General features: G+C 33.5%; 25 protein-coding genes. 9 read left to right on the top strand and 16 right to left on the bottom strand.

The genetic code is table 11. The features are described from left to right. Genes R2782_RS06695 through R2782_RS06685 form a run of 3 tightly spaced genes read right to left on the bottom strand, consistent with a single transcriptional unit; the run spans nucleotide 1 to nucleotide 2,113 of the window. Nucleotides 1-1,095, bottom strand: coding sequence for a Nif3-like dinuclear metal center hexameric protein (locus R2782_RS06695; protein WP_371267316.1), 1,095 nt, complete (start codon nucleotides 1,093-1,095; stop codon nucleotides 1-3). Nucleotides 1,096-1,147: 52 nt separating this feature from the next. Further along, nucleotides 1,148-1,537 carry a DUF1398 domain-containing protein gene (locus R2782_RS06690; RefSeq protein WP_371267315.1) on the bottom strand — a complete coding sequence of 130 codons (390 nt, stop codon included), beginning with the start codon at nucleotides 1,535-1,537 and terminating at the stop codon, nucleotides 1,148-1,150. A gap of 21 nt (nucleotides 1,538-1,558) precedes the next feature. Further along, a complete protein-coding gene (locus R2782_RS06685) occupies nucleotides 1,559-2,113 on the bottom strand; it encodes a DUF4287 domain-containing protein (protein ID WP_371267314.1) in 555 nt (184 codons plus the stop codon). 166 nt (nucleotides 2,114-2,279) lie between these two features. Here R2782_RS06685 and lpxK point away from each other — a divergent pair, with 166 nt between their 5' ends. Together lpxK and R2782_RS06675 are read left to right on the top strand one after the other, a co-directional pair. Continuing rightward, nucleotides 2,280-3,314: a tetraacyldisaccharide 4'-kinase gene (lpxK, locus tag R2782_RS06680; RefSeq protein WP_371267313.1), complete on the top strand. Its 1,035-nt coding sequence runs from the start codon at nucleotides 2,280-2,282 to the stop codon at nucleotides 3,312-3,314. Further along, nucleotides 3,277-4,089, top strand: a complete 813-nt coding sequence (locus tag R2782_RS06675) for a purine-nucleoside phosphorylase (protein WP_371267312.1) — start codon at nucleotides 3,277-3,279, stop codon at nucleotides 4,087-4,089. The genes lpxK and R2782_RS06675 overlap by 38 nt, the downstream gene beginning before the upstream one ends. A gap of 36 nt (nucleotides 4,090-4,125) precedes the next feature. On the opposite strand, the gene R2782_RS06670 is transcribed toward R2782_RS06675, so the two are convergent. From R2782_RS06670 to R2782_RS06630, 9 genes are all read right to left on the bottom strand, one after another. Beyond that, nucleotides 4,126-6,306 carry an ATP-binding protein gene (locus R2782_RS06670; RefSeq protein WP_371267311.1) on the bottom strand — a complete coding sequence of 727 codons (2,181 nt, stop codon included), beginning with the start codon at nucleotides 6,304-6,306 and terminating at the stop codon, nucleotides 4,126-4,128. Between the two features lie 34 nt (nucleotides 6,307-6,340). Further along, entirely contained in the window at nucleotides 6,341-7,333 is a 993-nt protein-coding gene (gene gap / locus R2782_RS06665; RefSeq protein WP_371267310.1) for a type I glyceraldehyde-3-phosphate dehydrogenase, read from the bottom strand. A 75-nt stretch (nucleotides 7,334-7,408) separates the two neighbouring features. After that, complete coding sequence (lipA, locus tag R2782_RS06660) at nucleotides 7,409-8,281, bottom strand: lipoyl synthase (RefSeq protein WP_371267309.1); 873 nt, start codon at nucleotides 8,279-8,281, stop codon at nucleotides 7,409-7,411. Nucleotides 8,282-8,397: 116 nt separating this feature from the next. Beyond that, nucleotides 8,398-8,946, bottom strand: coding sequence for an RNA polymerase sigma factor (locus R2782_RS06655; RefSeq protein ID WP_371267308.1), 549 nt, complete (start codon nucleotides 8,944-8,946; stop codon nucleotides 8,398-8,400). Beyond that, nucleotides 8,937-10,043, bottom strand: coding sequence for a glycosyltransferase (locus R2782_RS06650; protein ID WP_371267307.1), 1,107 nt, complete (start codon nucleotides 10,041-10,043; stop codon nucleotides 8,937-8,939). Before R2782_RS06650 ends, R2782_RS06655 begins: the two co-directional genes overlap by 10 nt. A 16-nt stretch (nucleotides 10,044-10,059) precedes the next feature. Continuing rightward, nucleotides 10,060-10,263, bottom strand: coding sequence for a membrane or secreted protein (locus R2782_RS06645; protein WP_371267306.1), 204 nt, complete (start codon nucleotides 10,261-10,263; stop codon nucleotides 10,060-10,062). Between the two features lie 72 nt (nucleotides 10,264-10,335). Beyond that, the gene (gene murB, locus R2782_RS06640; protein ID WP_371267305.1) at nucleotides 10,336-11,349 is read right to left on the bottom strand and encodes a UDP-N-acetylmuramate dehydrogenase; all 1,014 of its coding nucleotides are present in this window, start codon (nucleotides 11,347-11,349) and stop codon (nucleotides 10,336-10,338) included. Nucleotides 11,350-11,358: 9 nt separating this feature from the next. Further along, nucleotides 11,359-12,033, bottom strand: a complete 675-nt coding sequence (locus R2782_RS06635; protein ID WP_371267304.1) for a DUF2461 domain-containing protein — start codon at nucleotides 12,031-12,033, stop codon at nucleotides 11,359-11,361. Between the two features lie 58 nt (nucleotides 12,034-12,091). Then, entirely contained in the window at nucleotides 12,092-13,171 is a 1,080-nt protein-coding gene (locus R2782_RS06630) for a DNA replication/repair protein RecF (RefSeq protein ID WP_371267303.1), read from the bottom strand. 179 nt (nucleotides 13,172-13,350) lie between these two features. Between R2782_RS06630 and R2782_RS06625 the strand changes: the two genes are divergently transcribed. The 7 genes from R2782_RS06625 (at nucleotide 13,351) to R2782_RS06595 (ending at nucleotide 19,790) form a co-directional block, all read left to right on the top strand. Continuing rightward, nucleotides 13,351-14,127, top strand: a complete 777-nt coding sequence (locus tag R2782_RS06625; RefSeq protein ID WP_371267302.1) for a tol-pal system YbgF family protein — start codon at nucleotides 13,351-13,353, stop codon at nucleotides 14,125-14,127. Nucleotides 14,128-14,129: 2 nt separating this feature from the next. Further along, nucleotides 14,130-14,609: a 6,7-dimethyl-8-ribityllumazine synthase gene (gene ribH, locus R2782_RS06620; protein WP_371267301.1), complete on the top strand. Its 480-nt coding sequence runs from the start codon at nucleotides 14,130-14,132 to the stop codon at nucleotides 14,607-14,609. Nucleotides 14,610-14,748: 139 nt separating this feature from the next. Further along, nucleotides 14,749-15,042: a hypothetical protein gene (locus R2782_RS06615; RefSeq protein ID WP_371267300.1), complete on the top strand. Its 294-nt coding sequence runs from the start codon at nucleotides 14,749-14,751 to the stop codon at nucleotides 15,040-15,042. Continuing rightward, nucleotides 15,042-16,892, top strand: a complete 1,851-nt coding sequence (gene mutL / locus R2782_RS06610) for a DNA mismatch repair endonuclease MutL (RefSeq protein ID WP_371267299.1) — start codon at nucleotides 15,042-15,044, stop codon at nucleotides 16,890-16,892. Before R2782_RS06615 ends, mutL begins: the two co-directional genes overlap by 1 nt. Then, entirely contained in the window at nucleotides 16,889-17,710 is an 822-nt protein-coding gene (locus R2782_RS06605) for a rhomboid family intramembrane serine protease (RefSeq protein ID WP_371267298.1), read from the top strand. Before mutL ends, R2782_RS06605 begins: the two co-directional genes overlap by 4 nt. A gap of 18 nt (nucleotides 17,711-17,728) precedes the next feature. After that, a complete protein-coding gene (locus R2782_RS06600; protein ID WP_371267297.1) occupies nucleotides 17,729-18,601 on the top strand; it encodes a rhomboid family intramembrane serine protease in 873 nt (290 codons plus the stop codon). A gap of 136 nt (nucleotides 18,602-18,737) precedes the next feature. After that, entirely contained in the window at nucleotides 18,738-19,790 is a 1,053-nt protein-coding gene (locus R2782_RS06595; RefSeq protein WP_371267296.1) for an endonuclease/exonuclease/phosphatase family protein, read from the top strand. Between the two features lie 2 nt (nucleotides 19,791-19,792). On the opposite strand, the gene R2782_RS06590 is transcribed toward R2782_RS06595, so the two are convergent. From R2782_RS06590 to R2782_RS06575, 4 genes are all read right to left on the bottom strand, one after another. Beyond that, on the bottom strand, nucleotides 19,793-20,404 hold the full coding sequence (locus R2782_RS06590) for a WbqC family protein (RefSeq protein WP_371267295.1): 612 nt from the start codon (nucleotides 20,402-20,404) through the stop codon (nucleotides 19,793-19,795). A gap of 3 nt (nucleotides 20,405-20,407) precedes the next feature. Continuing rightward, a complete protein-coding gene (lepB, locus tag R2782_RS06585; RefSeq protein ID WP_371267294.1) occupies nucleotides 20,408-21,964 on the bottom strand; it encodes a signal peptidase I in 1,557 nt (518 codons plus the stop codon). Between the two features lie 118 nt (nucleotides 21,965-22,082). Beyond that, entirely contained in the window at nucleotides 22,083-22,784 is a 702-nt protein-coding gene (gene dapB, locus R2782_RS06580) for a 4-hydroxy-tetrahydrodipicolinate reductase (protein WP_371267293.1), read from the bottom strand. Next, a complete protein-coding gene (locus tag R2782_RS06575; protein ID WP_371267292.1) occupies nucleotides 22,784-23,347 on the bottom strand; it encodes a DUF5683 domain-containing protein in 564 nt (187 codons plus the stop codon). The genes dapB and R2782_RS06575 overlap by 1 nt, the downstream gene beginning before the upstream one ends.

The raw sequence follows: 23,347 nt of genomic DNA, 5'->3' as shown, positions 1-23,347 counted from the left end.
CTAAAAGTACTTAACTGGATTTGTATTTTGTTCTGATAAAATGATTGCAAAATTAGGAATTTTTTTGATAAGAAAATCAACAATATAATTTTTTGTGTAACGTTCACTTTCATAATGCCCAATATCAGCCAATATTAGCTGATTTTCAGCCTCATAAAATTGATGGTATTTAAGATCTGCCGTAATAAATGCATCGGCTCCCTGTTGTTTAGCATGGCCAATTGCAAAACTACCTGATCCGCCCAGAACGGCTACTTTTTTTATTTGTTTATTTAATAATGTACTATGTCTGATACTTTCACAGTGCATTTTTTCTTTTACAAATTCAAGAAAATCATTTTCATTCATATCGTTTTCCAAATCACCAATCATGCCTAATCCTATGTTTTGGTGAAGGTTTTGTAACTCATAAATTTCATAAGCCACTTCTTCGTAAACATGATTTTTGAAAAGAGCTTTTAAAATTTTGGTTTCCAAATGTTTTTCAAAAGTAACTTCGATTTTAATTTCATCGTTTTCAACAAATTCAAAACGTTCACCAATCTCGGGATTGCTGTTTTCATTTCCCATGTAGGTTCCAATTCCTTTGGAATTAAAACTACAATCTTCATAGTTGCCAATTTTTCCGGCTCCGGCTTCAAACAAAGCATTACGTAGTTGTTGGTAGTTTTCGGGAATTGTGTAGGTTACTAATTTCCGGATGAATTTTTCTTTAGGAACCAATATTTTGGTGTTTAATAGCCCTAATTGATTAGCTATTATTTTATTTACACCATTTTGATGATTATCTAAAGCGGTATGAACTGCATAGATGGCAATATTGTTTTTGATAGCTTTGATTACCACACGTTCTACATATGTTCTTCCTGTTATCTTTTTTAAACCTGAAAATAAAATAGGGTGAAAGCAAACAATTAGGTTACACTTTTTTTGAATGGCTTCGTCCACAACATACTCTAAGGCATCATGGCAGACTAAAATTCCCTCAATTTCTTGTTCAGGATTTCCTAAAAGTAAGCCCACATTGTCGAAATCTTCGGCGTAAGTCAGCGGAGCAAGTTCCTCTAAAATGGGGAAAATAGATTGAAGTTTCATTGCAAGTGATTAGAAAACAAAGGTATTAATTAATGTTTTTAAAGAGCATAAATTAACCCGGAATTTGTTCTTCAACAATTTTAGTTGCTGTCTTATCATAATATGTACAAAGCATAGTATTGAGGTTTACGGTCCATTTTTCTATTCCCGATTTTGCACAATCAGAGCAAAAAGTATGATAATCTGTTTTGCCTTCTTGATGGGCTTTTAGGTCATTTTTGAATTGATTTTCCTCAGTATCATCAGCTATTGCTAGTGCTTCATGTTTAGCTTCAGAAGTAACATTGAAATTATTTTGACCATAATAATTGGAATGACCATCCGAAACATACGTATCATAAGCAACCACTCCTAGTTGTTTAAGTTCTTGAATATAAGCAGGAAAATCAGCTCCTGATTTTACTTTGCTGTGTGCATTTTTAATTTGTTGTAGTGTAAACATAATGTATTGTAGATTGAGAATTTAACCGGCATTGTCGTAGGCTTTTTTTATCCAATTGATAATTTCCGAATCTATTTCATTTCTGTCGGATATGTTAATTTTATGCGAACACATCGCATTGGCTGAATTAATTTCTTCTAATTTACCTTGAGCTTGTTGACCTTTTAAATTAATTCCGATCTCAAATCTGGTTTTGGTTGCGGGTTGCAGCATGGCAAATTGTTTTTTTCTACGCAAACTTACGTAAGCATTTTTGGGAGCAATTTCTACATCATTACCAAACGTTTTTATTTCTTTTATTAATTGGTCATAAATTGGTTTAAAGTGTTCTTTACCTTTGTATTGGTTGCTGATTAAATCGTTGGGATTAGTGGCAGAGCCTGCATCAGAGCCTTTTGCTTTATGAGCTATAAGGTTTGCAAAACCATGTGTTAACTGGTGCGATTGTTTGAGAAATGAAACCATTTCCCCATGTTTGGCAAAGTTTTCTTTCTTTACTATTTTAATCCAATCCTCCAATGTTTTACCGGTATTTTTATGTAGGTTTTCAATCATTGTTTGTGTTGCTTTGTCCATAATTATGTCGTTTTTTGTTACTACAATTTTTGCGTCAATAGATAGCATTGTGCCGATTGTTCTGGAATCTTTTTTGAATTAAACATAATCAATTCAATATTGTCGCTACGATAAACCCTTTTATAAAAATACAAAATATTTCAGCAAATATCCCTACATTCGTAACATGATTTTTTTGCGAAAAATACTTTTTCCTATTGCCTTATTATATGGTTTGGTTACTGCCATTCGAAATTGGTTTTATGATAAAGGAATTCTTCCGTCTTATGCCTTTACTGTTCCTATAATCACAGTTGGTAACCTTAGTGTTGGCGGTACGGGTAAAACACCACAGATAGAATATTTAATTCGATTACTTTCTCCAAAGTATAAAATTGCTGTTTTAAGCAGAGGGTATAAACGTAAGTCTTCCGGCTTTTTGTTGGCTGAGTATTCTTCTACCGCTGAAACCTTGGGTGACGAACCTTTTCAATTGTATCAAAAATTTCCGGCCATTCAGGTGGCTGTTGATGCCAACCGTAAAAACGGAATTGAAAAATTAATGGCTTTACAGAATCAACCTGATGTTATTCTACTTGACGATGCTTTTCAACACAGAAAAGTGAAAGCAGGTTTTTCGATTTTATTAACAGCGTATAACGATTTATATGTGGATGATTTTATTTTACCTACTGGAAATTTACGCGAAAGTAGAAGCGGAGCAAAACGAGCAGATGTGGTGGTTGTTACCAAATGCCCAACTAATCTTTCAGAAACGGAACAAAATCAAATTAGAAAAAAAATGCATCTTCGTGCCAATCAAAAATTATATTTTTCGTCTATTCAATACGATAAAATGTTGTATTCTGAAAACGAAAAATGCACTGTTGATTCCGTATTCAATACAGATAAGTTGTTAGTGGCCGGAATTGCAAAGCCTAAACCTTTTTTTAAGTATCTACAAGATGGTAATGATGAGGAATTGCCATTTCCTGACCATCATCATTTTACTGTAAGTGATATTCAATACATACAAAAAAAATCAAATAATAAACCCATCATTACAACAGAGAAAGATTTTGTTCGCTTGAAAGGAAAAATAAATCCGGCTCAATTGTTTTATTTACCCATACAAAGTGTTTTTCTGTCTGAAGGTGAAAATTTCAACAAACAAATCATTCATTATGTGGAACAAAGTACAGGAAACCGTTCGGTTTCTTAAAGATAAAACGAATTATTCACCCGAAATTGGTATCATTCTTGGTTCCGGATTGGGCACGTTTACAGAAGACATCGCTATAGAATTCACCATTCCGTATTCCGAAATTCCTAACTTTCCGGTTTCCACCGTGCAAGGTCATAAAGGTGCGTTAGTTTTTGGTAGAATTGGTAGTAAAAGTGTAGTTGCGATGCAGGGTCGTTTTCACTTTTACGAAGGTTATGATATGCAGACGGTTACTTTTCCGGTGCGAGTCATGAAGTATATGGGGGTTCAAAACCTTATTGTTTCCAATGCATCCGGAGGGGTAAATCCAAATTATAAGGTTGGAGATATCATTCTTCTCAAAGACCATATCAATCTTTTTCCCGATCATCCGCTACGAGGACTTAATGACGAGCGGTTTGGTCCCCGATTTGTTAACATGAGTGAACCTTATTCCAGAAGGATGAATCAAAAAGCTAAAACGATAGCTCTAGAAAATAACATTGAACTCAAAGATGGTATCTATTTAGGATTGCAAGGGCCAACTTTTGAAACTCTTGCAGAGTACAAAATGGTTAAAATTCTTGGTGCAGATTGTGTTGGAATGTCTACCGTGCCGGAAGTTATTGTGGCTCGTCATATGAATGTTGAGTGTTTGGGTGTTTCCGTGATTACCGATATGGGCGATGAAGAAAATATTGAAGAGGTAAACCACGAGGAAGTTTTGGAAGCCGCAAAAAAAGCGGAGCCTGCAGTTCGAAAATTAATCAAAGAATTTATTTTACATTTCTAAAATTTCCACAATAGCAGTAAATAAAGTTAAGAATGATTAACTTAATTGGTGTGCGATAACTTTGTAAAAACTATCCGGATTAAACGGTTTTGTAACCACATCATTCATGCCATAAGAAAGCAACATTTCACGGTTTTCATTCAACGAAATGGCCGTTAAAGCAACAATTGGAATTTTTTTGTTGAACAATCTGATTTTTTCAGTCGCTAAAGTTCCGTTCATTCCGGGAAGGTGTACATCCATTAAAACAAGGTCATAACCATTGGTTCGTATCATTTCGATGGCATCTTCGCCATTGTCGATAAGCTCACAGTTGATTTTTTTATTTTCCAACATTTTCTTGGTAATCATTTGGTTGATTTTGTTATCTTCTACAATCAACACTTTTTTGTTATCAAAGACACTTTCGTCGTATTGTTTTTTAACTTCTGTAAATGTTTGTTGACCTAATTCAAAATCAATATCAAACGAAAATGTAGACCCAATTCCAACAGCACTGGTTAACTTGATTTCTCCGCCTAACAAATTAACCAATCGTTTTACAATGGCTAATCCCAATCCCGTTCCGCCATATTTTCGGTTAATTTCAACGGAACCTTGTGAAAAACTTTCAAAAATTGTCTGTTGTTTTTCGGGAGGAATTCCGATTCCGGTATCTGCAATCTCAAAGTGTATTGAGGAAATGTTATTCTCATTTTTTATCATTTTAGCCGCAATATTTACTTTTCCGTTGTGGGTAAATTTTAGAGCGTTATTTATTAAGTTGATAAAAATTTGAGAGAGTTTCGTTGGATCTCCGATTAGATTTTCAGGTATGGATTGGTCTAGTTCTAATTCAAAGTCATTATTGTTTTTACTGGCTAAATCTTTAAATGAATTATGTAAATCACTTAATAATTGTTTAATGTTAACGTTTATACTTTCAATTTCTATGTTTTCGCTTTCAACACGATTAATCTCTAAAATATCATTAATAAATGTGAGTAAATAATCTCCTGAAAATTTAAGCGATGTAAGGTATTGTAATTGTGATTTTTTAGGGTTTTCTTCAATTAACAAATGGGTGATACCATTAATAGCATTTAAAGGTGTTCGTAATTCATGACTTACGGTTGAGAGAAATTCTGCTCTGGCTTTAGACGCTTTTTCGGCTTTTTCTTTCGCCATTAATAATTCGTGGTTTTTGTCTTGTAATAGTTTATTAGATTGACTTCTGATAATGTTATTTTTGTATAACGATAAACTCAACAATGATAGAATTGAAATAAGGGCAATACTTAAAATACTGATTAACTTAGAAAATTTATTCGCTCGTTGCTGTTCTTTATTTTCCCGGTCCATTTGGTCAATTGCTTTAAGTCGCTCTGCTTCTTTAAAACTTAAGAAATCTTCCGTTCCAATTCTTTTGCTGTTTAATTCCTGAATACTATCTCTAATTCTCAGGTGTTGTTTCATGAATTTAAATGAATTATCAATATCTATAATTTTTTCATACACTTCACTTAGTGTACGTGCTACTTTTGCCTTGAGTTCTAAATTTTTGTTTTTAGCACTTAAATCAAGAGCTTTGTTTAGATAGTTTAACGAAAGATTGTATCGATTGTTTTCTGCTTCAATTAATCCAATTTGGTAAAGTGCTTCTGCTTTTGTTTTAAAATGGTCTTCTTCGTCGGGATTGACGATTATAGTATTTAAAATAGATAAGGCTAATTGATTTTCTCCTTTTGCATGATAAACAATTCCTTTTTGAAGGTTAATCATTTCTGTGGCTTCAGGAATATTGATAGTTTCGTAAATTTTCTCTGCTTCCTTAAAGTAAAATTCTGCCTTTGCGTATTGTTTTTTTTCAACATAACACAAACCTAAATTATAGTAGGTATAGGCTAGATTAGAAGATGGTTTTTGATTGTTGTAAAGGGAAATACTTTTGTTATACGTCTGAATAGCATCGGAATATTTCCGTAATTCAAAATAGACATTTCCAAGAAAAGAGTAGGCATCTGCTTGAGCCTGATAATTTTTTTGTGCTTCTGCAAATTCAATTGCTTTTTGAATATAATCTTGTGAACTACGGTAATTGTTATTTTTTTTGTGAAAATTAGCCAATTCAATGAAATAATTTGTACTGTCTAATTCTTCTCCTTTATTTTGGGAAGGTTTTGTTTGAGAAAAAACCGATAGAGTTAGAAAAAGAATAATTAATGTAAAATATTTCATACCAAAAATGGTTATTTTTAAGGGATAAAAATAACTATTTATTTGAAATATACCCAATTAAGTCAATAATTCTCGATGAATAACCAATTTCATTATCATACCAACCTACTACTTTTACCATTTTATCAATTACAGAGGTAAGTTGTGCATCAAAAAGACAAGAATTTGGATTGCCGATAATGTCAACAGAAACAATCGGATCTTCAGTATAGGCAAGAATTCCTTTCAAGTTTTTTTCTGCTGCTGTTAAAAAAGCAGCATTGATTTCTTCAATCGAAACGGCTCTTGAAACATAGCAAGTTATATCGGTAAGCGAGCCATCAGGTACCGGCACCCGAATGCCACTACCACCTAGTTTTCCATCTAATTTCGGAAAAATTTTAGTTAATGCTTTGGCTGCCCCGGTTGTAGTTGGAACAATCGACTGAGCTGCTCCACGTGCTCTTCGTAAATCTTTGTGCGGTTGATCGTGCAAACTTTGGTCGGTGGTATAGGAATGAACAGTAGTGATATAGGCTTGTTCAATTCCGCAAAGTTCATCAATAATTTTAATCATTGGAGCCGCGTTGTTGGTAGTGCAACTCGCATTTGAAATGATTGTCTCGGTTCCGTCTAAAATGGATTCATTAACTCCTAAAACTACTGTTTTAATACGTTCATCTTCAGGAGGAGCAGATAGAATTACTTTTTTCGCACCGGATTCAAGGTGAGCCTCAGCGGCTTCATATGTTTTAAATTTTCCGGTGGATTCAATTACAAAATCAATACCGTTCCAATTTAGGTTTTCGATATTTTTTTCTGAGTAGAATGGAATTTTTCTTCCTTCAATAATCAGATGTTTTTCATCAAAGTTTATCTCTTCTTTTAAAATGCCATGTATACTATCATATTTAAGTAAATGAGCCATGGTTTTAACATCTGCTAAATCATTAATGGCCACCACTTCAATGGTAGGATGGTTTAACAATAAACGGAATAAATTTCTTCCGATACGACCGAAACCGTTGATGGCGATTTTTGTTTTCAAGGTAATTTTTTAGTTTCAAGTTTCACGTTTCAGGTTAGTATAAGAAACTTGAAACCTAAAACGTGAAACAAAATATTACAAAATATGTTTCTGAGCATGATAAGATGATCTAACCAACGCACCACTTTCCACATGACGGAAACCTAATTCTTTTCCGATTTCTTCGTATTTTTTGAACTGTTCCGGAGTGATGAACTCTTTTACCGGTAAATGTTTTTTGCTTGGTTGTAAATATTGACCAATCGTCACGATGTCAACATTAACAGCTCGTAGGTCTTTCATAGTTTCAATGACTTCTTCTTCTGTTTCGCCTAAACCTAACATAATTCCGGATTTGGTTCTTCGAATTCCTTTTTCTTTTAGGTAACGTAAAACTTCTAAACTTCGGTCATATTTCGCTTGAATACGTACTTCGCGAGTTAAGCGACGTACCGTTTCCATGTTGTGTGAAACTACTTCAGGATTTGCTTCAATAATTCGGTCGATATTTCTTTCCACTCCTTGAAAATCAGGAATCAAAGTTTCTAATGTAGTTTCCGGGTTCATTCTTCGGATAGCAAGAATTGTTTCAAGCCAAATAATAGAACCCATATCTTTTAAATCGTCACGATCTACACTCGTTATCACCGCGTGTTTGATTTTCATGATTTTGATGGAACGAGCCACTTTTTCCGGTTCATCCCAATCTACAGTTTCAGGACGACCGGTTTTTACTCCACAAAATCCACAGGAACGGGTGCAAATGTTTCCTAAAATCATGAAAGTGGCTGTGCCTTCGCCCCAACATTCTCCCATATTCGGACAACTACCGGAGGTGCAAATGGTGTTTAGTTTATATTTGTCTACTAATCCACGAAGTTCCGTATATTTTTTTCCGGTTGGTAGTTTAACCCGTAACCATTTTGGTTTTCCTATTGGTGGTTGAACGCTATCTAAAACACTTTCCATGTTGCAATTTTTAGAATGACAAAGATAGAAAAGATTGAGTAATAAAGCCTTGATTTAACTAAAATTGAACATTTGTTTTTGAATCTGACGCTTATTGTAAAATTGGAGAAAAGAAATTATTTTCCCTGAATAATTTCTGCTAACAATTTTTTTGCTCTGAGGAGTTTAATTTTTACATTACTCAGAGGTTCGTTTAATTGTTCTGCAATTTCCTGATAACTCATTTCTTGAAAGTAGCGAAGTTGAATTACTTCCTGATAGTGGGGTTTTAGTTCCTTGATGTAACTTAATAATCGGGAAAGGTTTTGTTCAGTAATTATTTTATCTTCAACGGTTGGTGTTGTATCCGCTACACTGTACATCGGATGGTTTTCTTCGTCGGAGATTTCAACAAAAGGGGAAATTTTCTTTTTCCGTAAAGCGTCAATGTGTACGTTTTTTGCAATAGCAATAAGCCATGTGTTGAATTGAAATTCCGGATTGTAATGTGCTATTTTATCAAATGCTTTGGCAAAAGTTTCGATTGAGATATCTTCAGCATCCGTTTCGTTTTCTGTTCTTTTGAGCATAAAACCATATACTTCGTTCCAATACATATCTAAGAGAGATGTAAAGGCAACTTGATCACCATTCGTGGCCTTTTCTATGATTTTTTTTATTTCCAATGGACAGGTTTTGAAAAGAGATTTGTGAAAAAGACATTCAATTGTGTGAAAATTAATGCTATTTCCATGATAGGGAACCAATAGATAACGTCATTTTCATTTAATTTATTGGCAGCATAACCTAAGGATAGCCAAGAAAATAAATATCTGAACAAAACAATAGGCAGCACAATAATCCACTGATGTTGAAAGGCCAATAGAATAATAGCTAAAGACAAGAACAAAATTTGAGATAAGAAAAATAAACCCAATTGAAAACGGTCAAACCACTTGTAATAGGTAGCAGTTGAAACATGTCTTCTTTTTTGATTAAACCACTCTTTAAAGTTTATTTTTGGTCTGGAGTAGGTGAAACTTTCTTTAGAAAAACAAACTGTTGTGTTTTCAGCATTTGCTGCTTGGTTTACAAATAAGTCATCGTCACCGGAACGCAATTTCATATGGTCTATAAATCCGTTTACACGAAAAAATTCATCTCTTTTATAAGCTAAATTACGACCAACACCCATGTAAGGTTTTCCCATTTTTGCCCAACCAAAATATTGAGTAGCTGTTATTAGGGTTTCAAAACGAATTAATTTGTTTAAAAAAGAACCATTTACTTTTTCATACGCACCATAACCTAAAACAATAGTTTTTTTGAGGGTAAAATTAGAGCTCATTTCCTTAATCCACTCTTTCGACGTTGGATAGCAATCGGCATCAGTAAATAATAAATAGTCGTTTTTGGCAGCCTTAATTCCTAATGTCAGTGCAAACTTTTTGTTTCCCCAAAAGGCTTCATTGTTCTGTACTTTTACTAATTTAATGTTTGCATACTGTTTTTCAAATTCTTCAAATAATTCTAAAGTATTATCTGAGGAAGAATCATCAATAAGTACAATTTCAAAATCAGGATAATCTTGTTGTGCTAATAAAGGAATAAATTTTTGTACATTACTACTTTCGTTTTTTGCACAAACGATGACTGAGATAGGTATTCGTTTAGGATTACTTTTTTGAACTTTAGCAAAAGAAAACTTTCCAAAAACAACTACATAATACAGTAACTGAATGACCGTAATTCCAATCAAAGCATAAAACAATATGTCAAACATAATGTGTTTTTAAAATTTAGGAATGAGAAGGTTCAGAACAATCTTTCATTTGTTCGGGCGTTTTTCCACAAAAGCTACAGTTTTCACCATCTTTATTAAGATATGGACTTTGACTGGCACATGTTCCGGAAAATTTACCGTCTTTTTTTGACCAAATTTTTATGGCTATTCCTGCAAAAGCGATAGCTAAAAGTCCGATGGTTAGAAGTATCAATTTCATTGTTCAATTGAATTTTTTTGAGTTGCAAAGGTACAAAAAAGAGTTTGTTTAATAGGTTGAAATGGGATATTTTTATATAATATTAACCTCTGCTTCAATTGCAATACCATAGGTGTTTAAAATCGTTTTTTGAATATTTTTAGCTACGGCTAAAATTTCTTGTCCGGTTGCGTTGCCGTAGTTAACTAGGACCAAGGCTTGGTGTTTATGAATCCCCGCATCGCCAAACCGCTTGCCTTTAAATCCGGCTTGTTCGATGAGCCATCCGGCGGGGACTTTTACCTCTGATTCTGATACCATATAATGTGGAATATCTGGAAATTTTTGCTGAATTTTTTCAAAATTACTTTTCAAAATCACCGGGTTTTTAAAGAAACTTCCACTGTTTCCTAATTCTTTTGGATTGGGTAATTTGCTTTGGCGAATAGCGATTACAGCATTACTTACGTCTTTCAAACTTGGGTTTGTGATGTGTTGTTTTGCTAATTCAACTTCAATTGCACCATAGGATGTGTTGATTTTATGATTGCGTTTGGTTAGTTTAAAAACGACTGAGGTGATGATAAATTCGTCTTTTATTTCGTTTTTAAAAATGCTTTCGCGGTATCCAAAGTTGCATTTTTCATTTGTAAATACTAATAATTCTTGTGTTTCAATGTGAATGGCTTCACACAAAACAAATGTATCTTTTATTTCAACACCATATGCACCAATATTTTGAATTGGCGTTGTTCCAACGTTTCCGGGAATGAGTGAAAGGTTTTCTAATCCTCCAAAATTTTGATCGATGGTCCACAACACAAATTCATGCCAATTTTCGCCGGCTTGACTTTCAACCCAGACAAAATCGTCGTTTTCATCGATTATTTTTTTCCCTTTTAAATCTAAATGAATCACCAAAGCATCAATGTCTTGTGTAAGCAGCATATTACTTCCACCACCCAAAATAAACTTTTTAGTTGTTGGGTATTTCTGTAATACATCTATCAATTCTTCTGTGGATTGAATTGAAACGAATTCTTTTGCTTTGGCTTCAATACCAAATGTATTATAATTTTTTAGGGAAAAATTGGTGTGAATACGCATGATATAATATTATTCAACAGTTTCTAAAGCTCTGTTTAAAAAATCATTTAAAGGTTTTAAGGCAATGAGTTTTTGTGCTATTTTTTTTGCAAAATCGGTATCTAAAAATAAATCATCCTTTATTTTTTGTGTAGCCGTAAAGCTTTTTAATTTTAAAAATTCGATAGCAGGATGATTAGGATCATAATCTTTGGGTGCTTTTTTCAACACATTTGCATCATCACGGTCGAATGCTCCAAATTCTTTTTTAAAAGCAGCATTAGATGAAATTTTTTCTAAATCTTCATAAAAAAAGGCAATTTCTTTTCGCACTTTTTTCAACTCTTCCGATTCCGGACAGTATAGTCCACCGGCAATAAAACTACACCCTTTTTCGAAATGAATATAGTATCCGGGAGAATTTTTAAGATTTCGATTGGTAGAAAGCCAAATGCCCATATTGCTTTTGTATGGTGATTTGTCTTTGGAAAAACGAATGTCTCGATTGATTCTAAAGGTACAATTTTTGACTTCTAAATTGGCTAACGCAGTATCTAATGGCTTCATTTCCTGAAGAATTTCTGCGATTAAATTTTGATATTCTTTTTTAAAAGTTTCATACCGCTTTTTATTTTCGTGAAACCATTCTTTGTTATTGTTATTCTTTAAATCTTCAATAAATTGAAGTGCTTCTTTACGTGCCATTTTTCTCTATTTAGGAAATTGGTAATAACTTTTTCAATTGTTCGGTAAAGATATTAATTTACAAGTGAAAAAGTTTGTAAGTCTGAAGAGTAGATTTTACAATTTTTTCAGTTCGTTCCGAATGCGTATCTGAAATGAATAATTGCCCAAATTCCTCCTCGTTAACCATTTCTACAATTTTGCCCACTCGGGTTTCGTCTAATTTGTCAAAGATATCATCTAGTAATAAAATTGGTTTTTGTCCGCTTTGCTTTTTGAGAAATTCAAATTGAGCTAATTTTAAGGCAATTAGAAATGATTTTTGTTGACCTTGCGAACCAAATTTTTTGATGGGATGACCGGAAATTTTAAAAGATAAATCATCTTTGTGAATGCCAACACTAGTATATTGTAGGGCTCTGTCTTTTACTAAATTTTCATCTAAAAGAGGTAAAAGATTTTTTTCAAAAAGATGACTTTCGTATACCAATTCTACCTCCTCGGCTGAATCGGTTATGGTTTGATGGTGTTTATTGAAGATGGGTAAAAATGCTTGAATGAATTCTTTCCTTTTTTCAAAAATCGATTGCCCCAATTCGTTTAATTGTTCGTTATAAATCGCTAAAGTACCTTTTTCGAAAACATGATTCAGAGCAAAATACTTTAGTAATGCATTGCGTTGCACAATTATTTTTTGGTACTGAATCAACTGATTCAAATAAACCTGATTTAATTGCGAGATAACGCTGTCCATGAATTTTCGTCTTGTTTCACTTCCTTCCACAATTAAATCAGTATCTGCAGGAGAAATAATGACTAGTGGAATAAAACCAAGGTGTTCTGAGAATTTGTCATAGACTTTTCCATTTCTTTTTAAAACTTTTTTTAACCCTTTTTTTAAACTGCAAACAACTTGTTCGGTTCGGTTATTTTTGATAAATTCACCATCAATCACAAAAAAATCTTCGCCGTGTTTGATATTTTGAATCGCTGTTGGGTTAAAATAACTTTTTCCATAAGCCAAATGATAGATAGCATCCAGTACATTGGTTTTTCCTACACCGTTTTTCCCAACAAAACAATTGATTTTACTATCGAATTCAAATTGAACTTCTGAGAAATTTTTATAGTTGAAAAGAGAAATTTGTTTTAAAAACAAGGGAATAATTTTTATTGGTTTATGAGAATTTCATTTTAGTACTGCAAAAATAAAGTGTTTTAAAGGAATAATAAGGAGTTTGGTTTGTAAGTTGTGAAAAATATTCAAAAATATCCAAAAAAATGACTTTCAAATATCAATAAAAATTTTATTTTTGCGGCTCATTAAATTAAATATAAATGGCAACATACAATAAAAGAGGCTTTAAAGCACCTAAACCAAAAGAAGTAGAAGATATTGAAGAGAATGTAGATATTGATGCACAAGACAGTACTACGGCAGAAGTTTTCAATACGTTAGACGTAGGAGCTTCTAAAGCTGAGGAGTGGGTAGTGCGAAACCAAAAGTATATTTTTGGTATTGTAGGAGCTATTGCTTTGGTTACAGTTGGTTTCCTTTTGTATCAAAAATTTGTAGTTGAACCCAAACAATTGGAAGCTGCAGACGAAATGTTTGTGGCTCAACAAAATTTTCAAAAAGCAATTGACGCAACAACCGGTCAAGATAGTTTATTTAATTTGGCTTTAAACGGTGCCGAGGGAAAATACGGTTTTGTTAAAATTGCCGAGGAATATGCCGGAACAGATGCCGGAAATTTGGCCAATTATTATGCCGGAATTGCTTACTTGAATACAGGAAAGAATACAGAAGCGATTACTTACCTAGATAAATTTTCTTCTGATGATATGATTTTAAGTACTTTAGCTCAAGGAGCTATCGGTGATGCTTTTGCTCAAAAAAATCAGTTAAAAGAGGCGTTGGATTATTATAAGAAAGCGGCTGAAATGAATGAAAACGATTTGACAACTCCACGATTTTTGTTAAAAGCAGGTCAAACAGCTTACACTTTAGGTCAGAAAGCAGAGGCTTTACAATTTTTTACTCAAATTAAAGAAAAGTACGAATCAGCTCCGGAAGCCAGAAATATTGATGGTTTAATCGGAATGGTTCAATAATCATGGCAACCGAAAATAAAAATTTATCCCATTACGATAAAAGTGCACTCCCAAACGTTAGTCAACTTTCGTTTGGGATTGTTGTTTCTGAGTGGAATGAAACCATTACAGAAGGACTTTTTCAAGGTGCTTTTGATACGCTTTTGGATTGCAATGTAAATCCAGAAAACATTATACGTTGGAATGTTCCCGGTAGTTTTGAATTGATTTACGGTTGTAAAAAAATGATGGATAAACACCCGGATTTAGCTGGAATTATTGCCATTGGGAGTGTAATTCAAGGTGAAACAAAACATTTTGATTTTGTATGCGAAGGTGTAACACAAGGCATCAAAGATTTGAATATTTTAGGAAAAATGCCCGTTATTTTTTGTGTGCTAACAGATAATAACATGCAACAATCGCTAGACAGAAGTGGTGGTAAGCATGGTAACAAAGGGGTTGAGGCTGCGGTTGCGGCAATTAAAATGACTGCTTTATAAAAAAAAATATTTTATTTTATAGATTAAAGCCAAAGTCGTTTGATTTTGGCTTTTTTAGTTAAAAACTAACAAAACTTTCACACGGTTAAATTTTCTAGTCATTTTAGAATTTACTAACTTTGGATGATAATAGGAAAAAATGCTGAAAAGATCATTATTCAAGTTGCCCAAGAACAAAAGTTTTAATTACACTCCTCGTTACTACGAAGGAAAGGAGCAGGGTAATCTGTATGATTTTGATTCCAAGTTTCACAAAAATCGTGAAACGGTAAATTATAATGATTATCGCTCACATTGGAATGAGGCTAGAAGTGAAAGTCGCCATCGCGGAAACAGAGAAGTTAACTTTAGGCTTATAGCCATTGTTTTAGCATTAGTACTATTGTTTTTATTCGTAATCGATTTCGATTTATCCATATTTAGACAACGATAATGTCGAGTATCATTCAACTACTTCCCGATCACGTAGCCAATCAGATTGCCGCCGGTGAGGTTGTTCAGCGACCTGCTTCTGTGGTGAAAGAACTTTTGGAAAATGCTGTAGACGCTAAAGCAACCGACATTAAATTAATTGTAAAAGATGCAGGGCGTTCACTTATCCAAGTGATTGATAATGGTCTGGGTATGAATGTAACTGATGCCCGAATGTGTTTTGAACGGCATGCCACTTCTAAAATTCGTCATGCCGAAGATTTATTTTCGCTTTACACCAAAGGTTTTAGAGGAGAAGCATTGGCTTCTATTGCTGCGATAGCTCATGTGGAACTCAAGACTAAACAAGAACAAGATGAGTTGGGAACTCATATTATTATAGAAGGAAGTAAATTTATTTCTCAAGATCCTTCGGTTTTGCCAAAAGGAACTTCTTTTGCTGTAAAGAATTTATTTTTCAACATACCTGCCCGACGCAATTTTCTGAAATCGGAAACGGTAGAACACCGTCATATTGTAGATGAATTTCAACGGGTTGCGTTAGCACATCCGAATATTCATTTCACGTTTATTCATAATGGTAGTGAATTGTTTAACTTACCATCATCTAATTTGAGACAGCGAATTGTAGCCATGTTTTCGGGTAAAACCAATGAAAAATTAGTGCCTATTTCGGAAGAAACTGAAATTGTAAAAGTACTAGGATTCATCTCGAAACCTGAGTTTTCTAAAAAAAGTAGAAGTGAACAATTCTTTTTTGTAAACAACCGATTCATCAAAAGTGGTTATTTGCATCATGCGGTCATGGCTGCTTATGAAGGTTTGCTGAAAGACGGCATGCAACCCGGCTATTTTATTTATTTGGATGTGCCGCCAAATACTATCGATATCAATATTCATCCCACCAAAACGGAAATTAAATTTGACGATGAACATTCGCTTTATGCAATTTTGCGTTCCACTGTGAAACATAGTTTAGGGCAATTTAATGTAGCTCCGGTGCTGGATTTTGAACGCGACCCAAATTTGGATACACCCTATCATTATCAAGAAAAAGATGCGTCGATACCGTTGATTCAAGTGGATGCTAATTTTAATCCTTTTACTCAAGATAAACCTTCCAAAACGTATACTGGTGCTGTATATAGGGATAAAAAATCTGAATCAGCTAATTGGGAAAGTTTGTATGTGGGTTTAAAAAATGACACTCAAGAGATTGAGCATATTACGTTTGAACAAGATGCAGTGACGAGTTCGTTATTTAACGATAATGAAATTGAAGAAAGTAAGAACCGCACTTACCAAATTCATAAGAAATATATAGTCAGTTCCATTAAATCGGGCATGATGGTCATCGATCAACAAAGAGCTCATCAGCGGATTTTGTATGAACAATATTTAAAAAATATTACGGTACAACAAGCCTCAAGCCAACAATTATTATTTCCCTTGGAATTGTATTTTTCTGTGAATGAAATTGAATTAATCAGCGATTTAAAGATGTCTTTAGAATATATAGGCTTTGTTTTTGATTCAATTGAAACCGATAAATTAATTATTTCCGGAATTCCGGTTGCTGTGTCAGAAAGCGAAGTAGCCATTGTTTTAGAAGAATTAATGAACGATTTACAAAGCGGTATACCCGACAGCAGTTTTAGTTTAAATGATAGTATTGCTAAGTCTATGGCGAGAAGTTTAGCCGTTAGAACAGGAACCTATTTAACCGAAAAAGAACAGGAAAATATTGTAAATGGTTTATTTGCCTGCAAAGAACCGGATGTCTCTCCTTTTCTTAAACCCACTTTCATCACGATTAGCGTAGATGATTTAGATAAAAAATTTGCGATATGATGCGAATGACCGAAACAGTAAAGCAATTAGTAATCATTAATGTTATTTTTTATATTGGTTCCAACACCATTGCTCCTGCAGCAAATGATTTATTAGCAATTCACTTTCCTCTGAGTAATGAATTTGCTTGGTGGCAACCTTTCACACATCTATTTATGCATGCCGAAATGCCTAATTTGATGCACATATTCTTTAATATGTTTGGATTGGTTATGTTTGGTTCTGCTTTAGAACATTTTTGGGGATGGAAAAAGTTTCTTTTCTTTTACATTTCCTGTGGATTGGGGGCAGCATTGATTCATTTAGGGATGGAGTATTATCAATTTCAAAAAGTTTTAGAATCTGCAGCTGATTTGCAGTTGTCTTCAGATACAATTAAACAAATTATTAATGTACCATTTAGGGAAGGCAATGTTTATAAAGGTGAGTTATTGGCCGAAAATATTAAACCTATACTTGAACCGCTTGGGAAGTATGATTTGTTGAATGAAGTAAACTTTAAAGCACTTTTTGATGCTGCCATCATTGCAGATGGTAGAGCAGTAGGAGCATCGGGAGCTTTGTACGGTATATTAGTTGCGTTTGCTTTTATGTTTCCAAATGCAGAACTGATGATGATTTTTATCCCAATTCCTATTAAAGCGAAGTACTTTGTTCCGGTATTAGTTTTAGGTGATTTGTTTATGGGAATTAGTGGCAATTCAATTTTTGGCGGCGGCGGAATTGCTCATTTTGCTCATGTTGGCGGTGCTGTGACCGGACTTTTGATGATGTGGATGTGGAAAAAAAATCAATTTAATCATAAACGTTGGAATTAATCCGAAAAAGCTAAACGAATGGGTATAGTAGATGAAATAAAACAACAATTTAGAATGGGTGGTGTAAACGAAAAGTTAATCTACCTAAATGTATTTCTGTTTGCAGTACCTTGGATTTTAACCGGAGTCTTGTCTCTTTTTGCTATTGTTTTTAATTTTACCCATTACATCAGTTTGTCTTCTAATCCGAGCGATTTGTTATGGAAGCCATGGTCTATTTTGACCTATGCTTTTTTTCATGCTGATATTTTTCACATCTTGTTTAATTTAATCGTGTTGAATTTTGCCGGGCGTTTGTTTCTAACTTTTTTTACACAGAAACAATTGTTAAGTTTGTATTTATTGGGGGCTATTTTTTCGGGTTTTATTTTTATTGTAAGTTATTTGGTTTTTCCTGCTTTAATAAAACAAAATGCTGCATTAATTGGAGCTTCAGGAGCTATTATGGCTGTTCTTTTTGCAACAACTACCTATGCTCCTTACATGCAAATTCGTTTGTTGTTGATAGGAACCGTCAAGCTTTGGCATATTGCCTTGTTTTATTTGATTATTGATTTGATTAGTTTGTCTTTTAGTAATGTAGGTGGACATATTGCTCATTTGGGTGGTGCTTTATTCGGCTATTTGTATAGTTCTCAGCTTAAAAATGGTAACGATATTACAAAACCGTTTACTTCTTTTGTGGATGGGTTGGTCAATTTGTTTCGTAGCAGAAAATCCACTCCTTTTAAAAAAGTGCATAAAAATCAAAACTACACAAGGTCAAAGCCAGCTTCAAAGGATAAAACGCAACAACAAATTGACGAAATTTTAGACAAAATCAGTAAGTCGGGTTACGATAGCTTGACAAAAGAAGAAAAGGAGTTTTTGTTTAAAGCAGGGAAGAGCTAATTTATTAAGAGTCTCACGTTTAAGTTGAGATTGTTGTTTGTACTAAGAAAATGACAATAAGAGAAAAAATTTAGTAGCAAAAAGCGTGATTTGACATCTGCTAATTTTAAGGTTTTGGGATGGTTAACAGAAGTAAATGAAAATATTAGGTTGGTTTAATAAAGTAATTTTATTTTTTAATATAGTGCTCACTATATTGACGTTTATTGCTTATATTTTACCTTTTTTGGCTCCAAAGTTGTTCCCGATTCTTTCTGTTTTGACACTTTTTTTACCTCTGATGTTGATTTTGAATTTATTGTTTTTTGGATATTGGCTTGTTCAGTTTAAAAGACAAATGCTATTGTCGGGAATTGTTTTGCTATTGGGAATCACTTTTATCAACAAGTTTTATAAGTTTTCTGAAGCAAAGTCACCTATTGAGGAAGAGGATTTTATTGTGATGAGTTATAATGTCCGTTTATTTAATCTCTACGATTGGATAGAGCGTGACGTAAGTATGCTTATTTCTGATTTTATTAAAGAACAGACTCCCGATATTTTGTGTATACAAGAGTTTTCGAATCAAAACGAAGTTGATTTTCGCGTGTACAGGCACAAGTATATATTCATCGAAGGAAAGAATACGAAACTCGGTCAAGCTATTTTTTCAAAATACCCCATTGTAAATGAAGGGGTAATTTCATTTCCTAACTCTACAAACAATGCTATTTATGCCGATATAAAACGCGGTAAAGATACTATCCGAGTGTACAGCATACATTTGCAATCAATAAAAATTACACCTGATGTTCATGAAATCGATGAAAATATTCAAGGTGTTTCGCAAGATAGGTCAAAACGAATGCTTCGCCGAATGAGCAGGTCGTTTACTTCACAACAGCAACAGGCAGAAATCATTAAAAAGCACAAAGCAGATTGTAACTATCCACTCATTATTTGTGGTGATTTGAATAATAGTCCGTTCTCTTTTGTTTACCGTAGTGTAAAAGGTGATTTAAATGATGCCTTTGAGGAAGCCGGTTTCGGGTTTGGATCAACCTACAACTTTAAGTATTATCCTGCTCGAATAGACTATATTTTTACAGATAAAAAATTCAAAGTAAAACAATTCAATTCTTTTTCCAATTTTAAGAATTCAGATCATTTTCCAATTGTTTCCCGCTTGGCTTTTGAAAAAGAAAACTAGCACTATAATTGTTGATTTTTTAAATAGTCTAACGCATACCTACCTTCGTTAAAAAGAAGATCTAAAACACTTAAATTATTCATAAAGCCATGCTTTTCACCGAATACCTGTGTGTAGGGCTCACATTGTGTGGTGTCTTTTTTTCCGTTGGCTAACCAACGAAAATCAATACAATTGTTTACTTCATGAAAATATTCAAAGGTTTTTTCTGGTGATATAGTAACACCTAAACATTGATTGAGAAGTTCAAAAATTTCCACATTCAAATCAAGTAAGTAGGTATGTTTTTTTTGAAAAATAGGAGTAATATCGTCTTCAAAATATTCAAAGAAAGGTGAAGCTCTGTAGGCTGCTTCCAGTGATTTGAAATGTTGTTTTTGCCAATTAAATTCCGATTCAATTTTAACATCTTTGTACTTTTGATGGGTAACTTTGTTATGTTTAATTGGTATGTTAAGCATTTGAATTCCGTTAGGGCTATAAATGTACATTCGGTTGCGGTTGGTTTGTTTTTGAAAATTGTCTTCCATTTCAAACACCACTTGCTCGGCTTGAACCATCGCTGCATAATGACTGATGGATGGAAAATAAGTTGGGTGAACAAGTACTTTCATGAATTACGAATCAGTATTTTTTTTCTTTCTTTTTCGATAGAAATCAAAAATAAACCAACCGGCAAGAAGTATAACAAAGTAATGAAAATACGAGACAGGATTTCCGTTTCCACCAACAGTTGTAAAAAGCCTATTCCAACGAATTTTATCCAAAGCTTTACTCCATGGAATATTTTGGTCTAAGCTCATCCATATAAAAACAGGCTTTCCAACTATGTGATCGGCGGGAACATAACCCCAATAACGACTATCTTCTGAATTATGTCGGTTGTCACCCATCATCCAGTAATAATCCATTTTAAAGGTATACTCTTTAACCACATTGCCATTGATGCGAATTTCATCGCCACTCACTACTAAGTCATTTTTCTCATAGTCGGTGATAATCATCTTGTAGAATGGTAAAGTTTCTTTGTTTAGAGCTACTGTTTTTCCGGCTTGTGGAATATAAATAGGTCCAAAGTTATCCGTACTCCAATCAGGTTTTGTATGCGGAAAAATGGTTAAATCACCAATGTTTTCAATATTTTTAACAACATTCTTTACAATCGGATTATTGCGTAAGCGTTGCACATTTTCGTCTGTTAAAGCTTTAAAATAATATTGATTTTGAGCTATTTGACCAAATGGATCTGTGATTTGAAGTTCATTAATTAGATACTCTTGATTAAAGTTAGAACCGTTTGTTTCAACAGTATATGAATATTGTAACTTTTGTCGGTCATGCAATGGTAGTAGCTTTCCATTCACATAAACATCGCCATTTTTAATTTGTAAACTATCGCCGGGAGTTCCTAAACAACGTTTTACATAATTTGATTTTTTATCCAAAGGCTTGTCAACTCTTCGGCCTGAATTATCTCTAAATTTATATACCGTATCGATAGGCCAGTTAAAAACAACAATGTCATTTTTTTCAATTTTTTCCATACCCGGAAAACGGAAAGAGGGTAGTTGTGGCCAACTTAAATATGATTTTGTTCGCACAATTGGAATAGAATCATGCACCATCGGAAGTCCTACCGCTGTAGTTGGTGTTCTGGCACCATAATGAAATTTACTTACAAACAAGAAATCACCTACTAATAGCGATTTTTCTAAAGAAGATGTTGGAATCACAAACGGTTGCATCACGTAAGTATGCACTGTAGTAGCCACAACTATGGCAAAGAGAATCGAACTTATAAAATCTGCCGTGGTGTTTTTGGGGTGTAAAGAACGGTCTTTAATATGGGTTACATCTTGCGTGTAATTAACGTAATAAATATATAGCCCAAGCGAAACAACACCTAAAATTGTATCTATTTGAGAATTTTTTCCGAAACTTCTTAAAGTTTCTACCCAAATAACTGGAAACATAATCAAATTGACAATCGGGATAAATAATAAAAAAGTATACCACCAAGGGCGATTAATAATTTTCATTAAAACAATGGCATTATAAATAGGGATGGCTGCTTCCCAAGATTTTCGACCTGCTTTTTGATATAATTTCCAAGTTCCTAAATAGTGTACTATTTGTAGCACTAAGAAGAATATAAACCATTGATATAATGTCATTTTTACTGTTTTTTATTTTCGTTTTTAATTCTAAACGGAACCCAAGTTTTTAATTAGTTTTCAAATATAGAAAACGTTACTAATTTAACGTTTATTTATAATTATTTTGTGTTGTGACTTATTTTAAATCTAATACATCTTTCATTGTGAAAACCCCTTTTTTGCCAATAATCCATTCGGCAGCAATTACAGCACCTAAGGCAAAACCATTACGGTTATGGGCAGTGTGTTTGATTTCTATGGTGTCTACTTCAGATTGATAGAAAACACTATGCGTTCCTGGGACATTGTCTTCTCTTTTGACATCAATAAACAACTCATCTGCTTTAGGAGTTTCTATGTTCCAGTTATTTTTGTAGGTATGATTAATGATGGCATTTGCAAGGGAAATAGCTGTACCGCTCGGTTTGTCTAATTTTTGGGTGTGATGAATTTCTTGCATCGTAACATTGTATTGGTTGAATTTTGACATCATTTTTGCTAAATAATCATTCAATTCAAAAAATAAATTTACACCTAAGCTAAAATTTGAACCGTATATAAACGCTGCGTTTTTCTCCTCGCAGAGGTTTACCATATGATGATAATTTTCAAGCCACCCGGTTGTTCCGGAAACTACAGGAATTCCTTTTTTCAAACAGGCAGAAATATTATTTACCGCAGCATCCGGAACACTAAAATCGATGGCGACATCTGAATTTTCTAAACCATCATAGGAATCAGAACTTCCTTTTCTGAGCACAATCTCATGACCTCGTTCTAAGGCAATTTGTTCAATTACCTTTCCCATTTTTCCGTATCCTAACAGTGCAATTTTCATTAAAATCTATAATTCAAAGTTATGCCAATGCTGTATTTGTAATCTATTTCATTTCTGTTGAATTCAGGAGAAAGCGATAAGTTGTCATTAACATTAAACTGCATTAAATGAGCATCTACATTGGCATCAATAATGTTAAGCACATAAAAGCCAATCATTACGGCGGTTGAAATATCTCTGTTTCTCTCAAATGTTCGTTGTGCATTGATTAAGACAGCATCTGAGTAAACTCCGTAATAACGGTCGTCTGTATATCCTTCTAAACGTCTTTTGTAAATGTTTCTGAACTCTTTGTATTTTTTATTGTTATCATTATAAAAATAATAGCCAATTGCTAACCCACCGTACACGATAGGTACTTTCCAATATTTTTTATTATAAATTTGACCCAGACCGGGAATTACTGCAGAATAAAATGCTGCTTTTGCAGGAGTTAAAGGGTCTATTGGTTTAATCGTTGTTGAGTCTTTTGTGATTTTGACATCTTCAAACTGAACTTGTGCAATAGCAGAATTTATTCCTAAGAGGAAAAAAGAAAAAAATATGATTCTGGTAATAATCAC

The organism is Flavobacterium sp., assembly GCF_041392085.1.
Classification (GTDB): Bacteria; Bacteroidota; Bacteroidia; order Flavobacteriales; family Flavobacteriaceae; genus Flavobacterium.
Note: the sequence above shows the minus strand (reverse complement) of the source record. Positions and strands in the feature narration are given on the sequence as shown.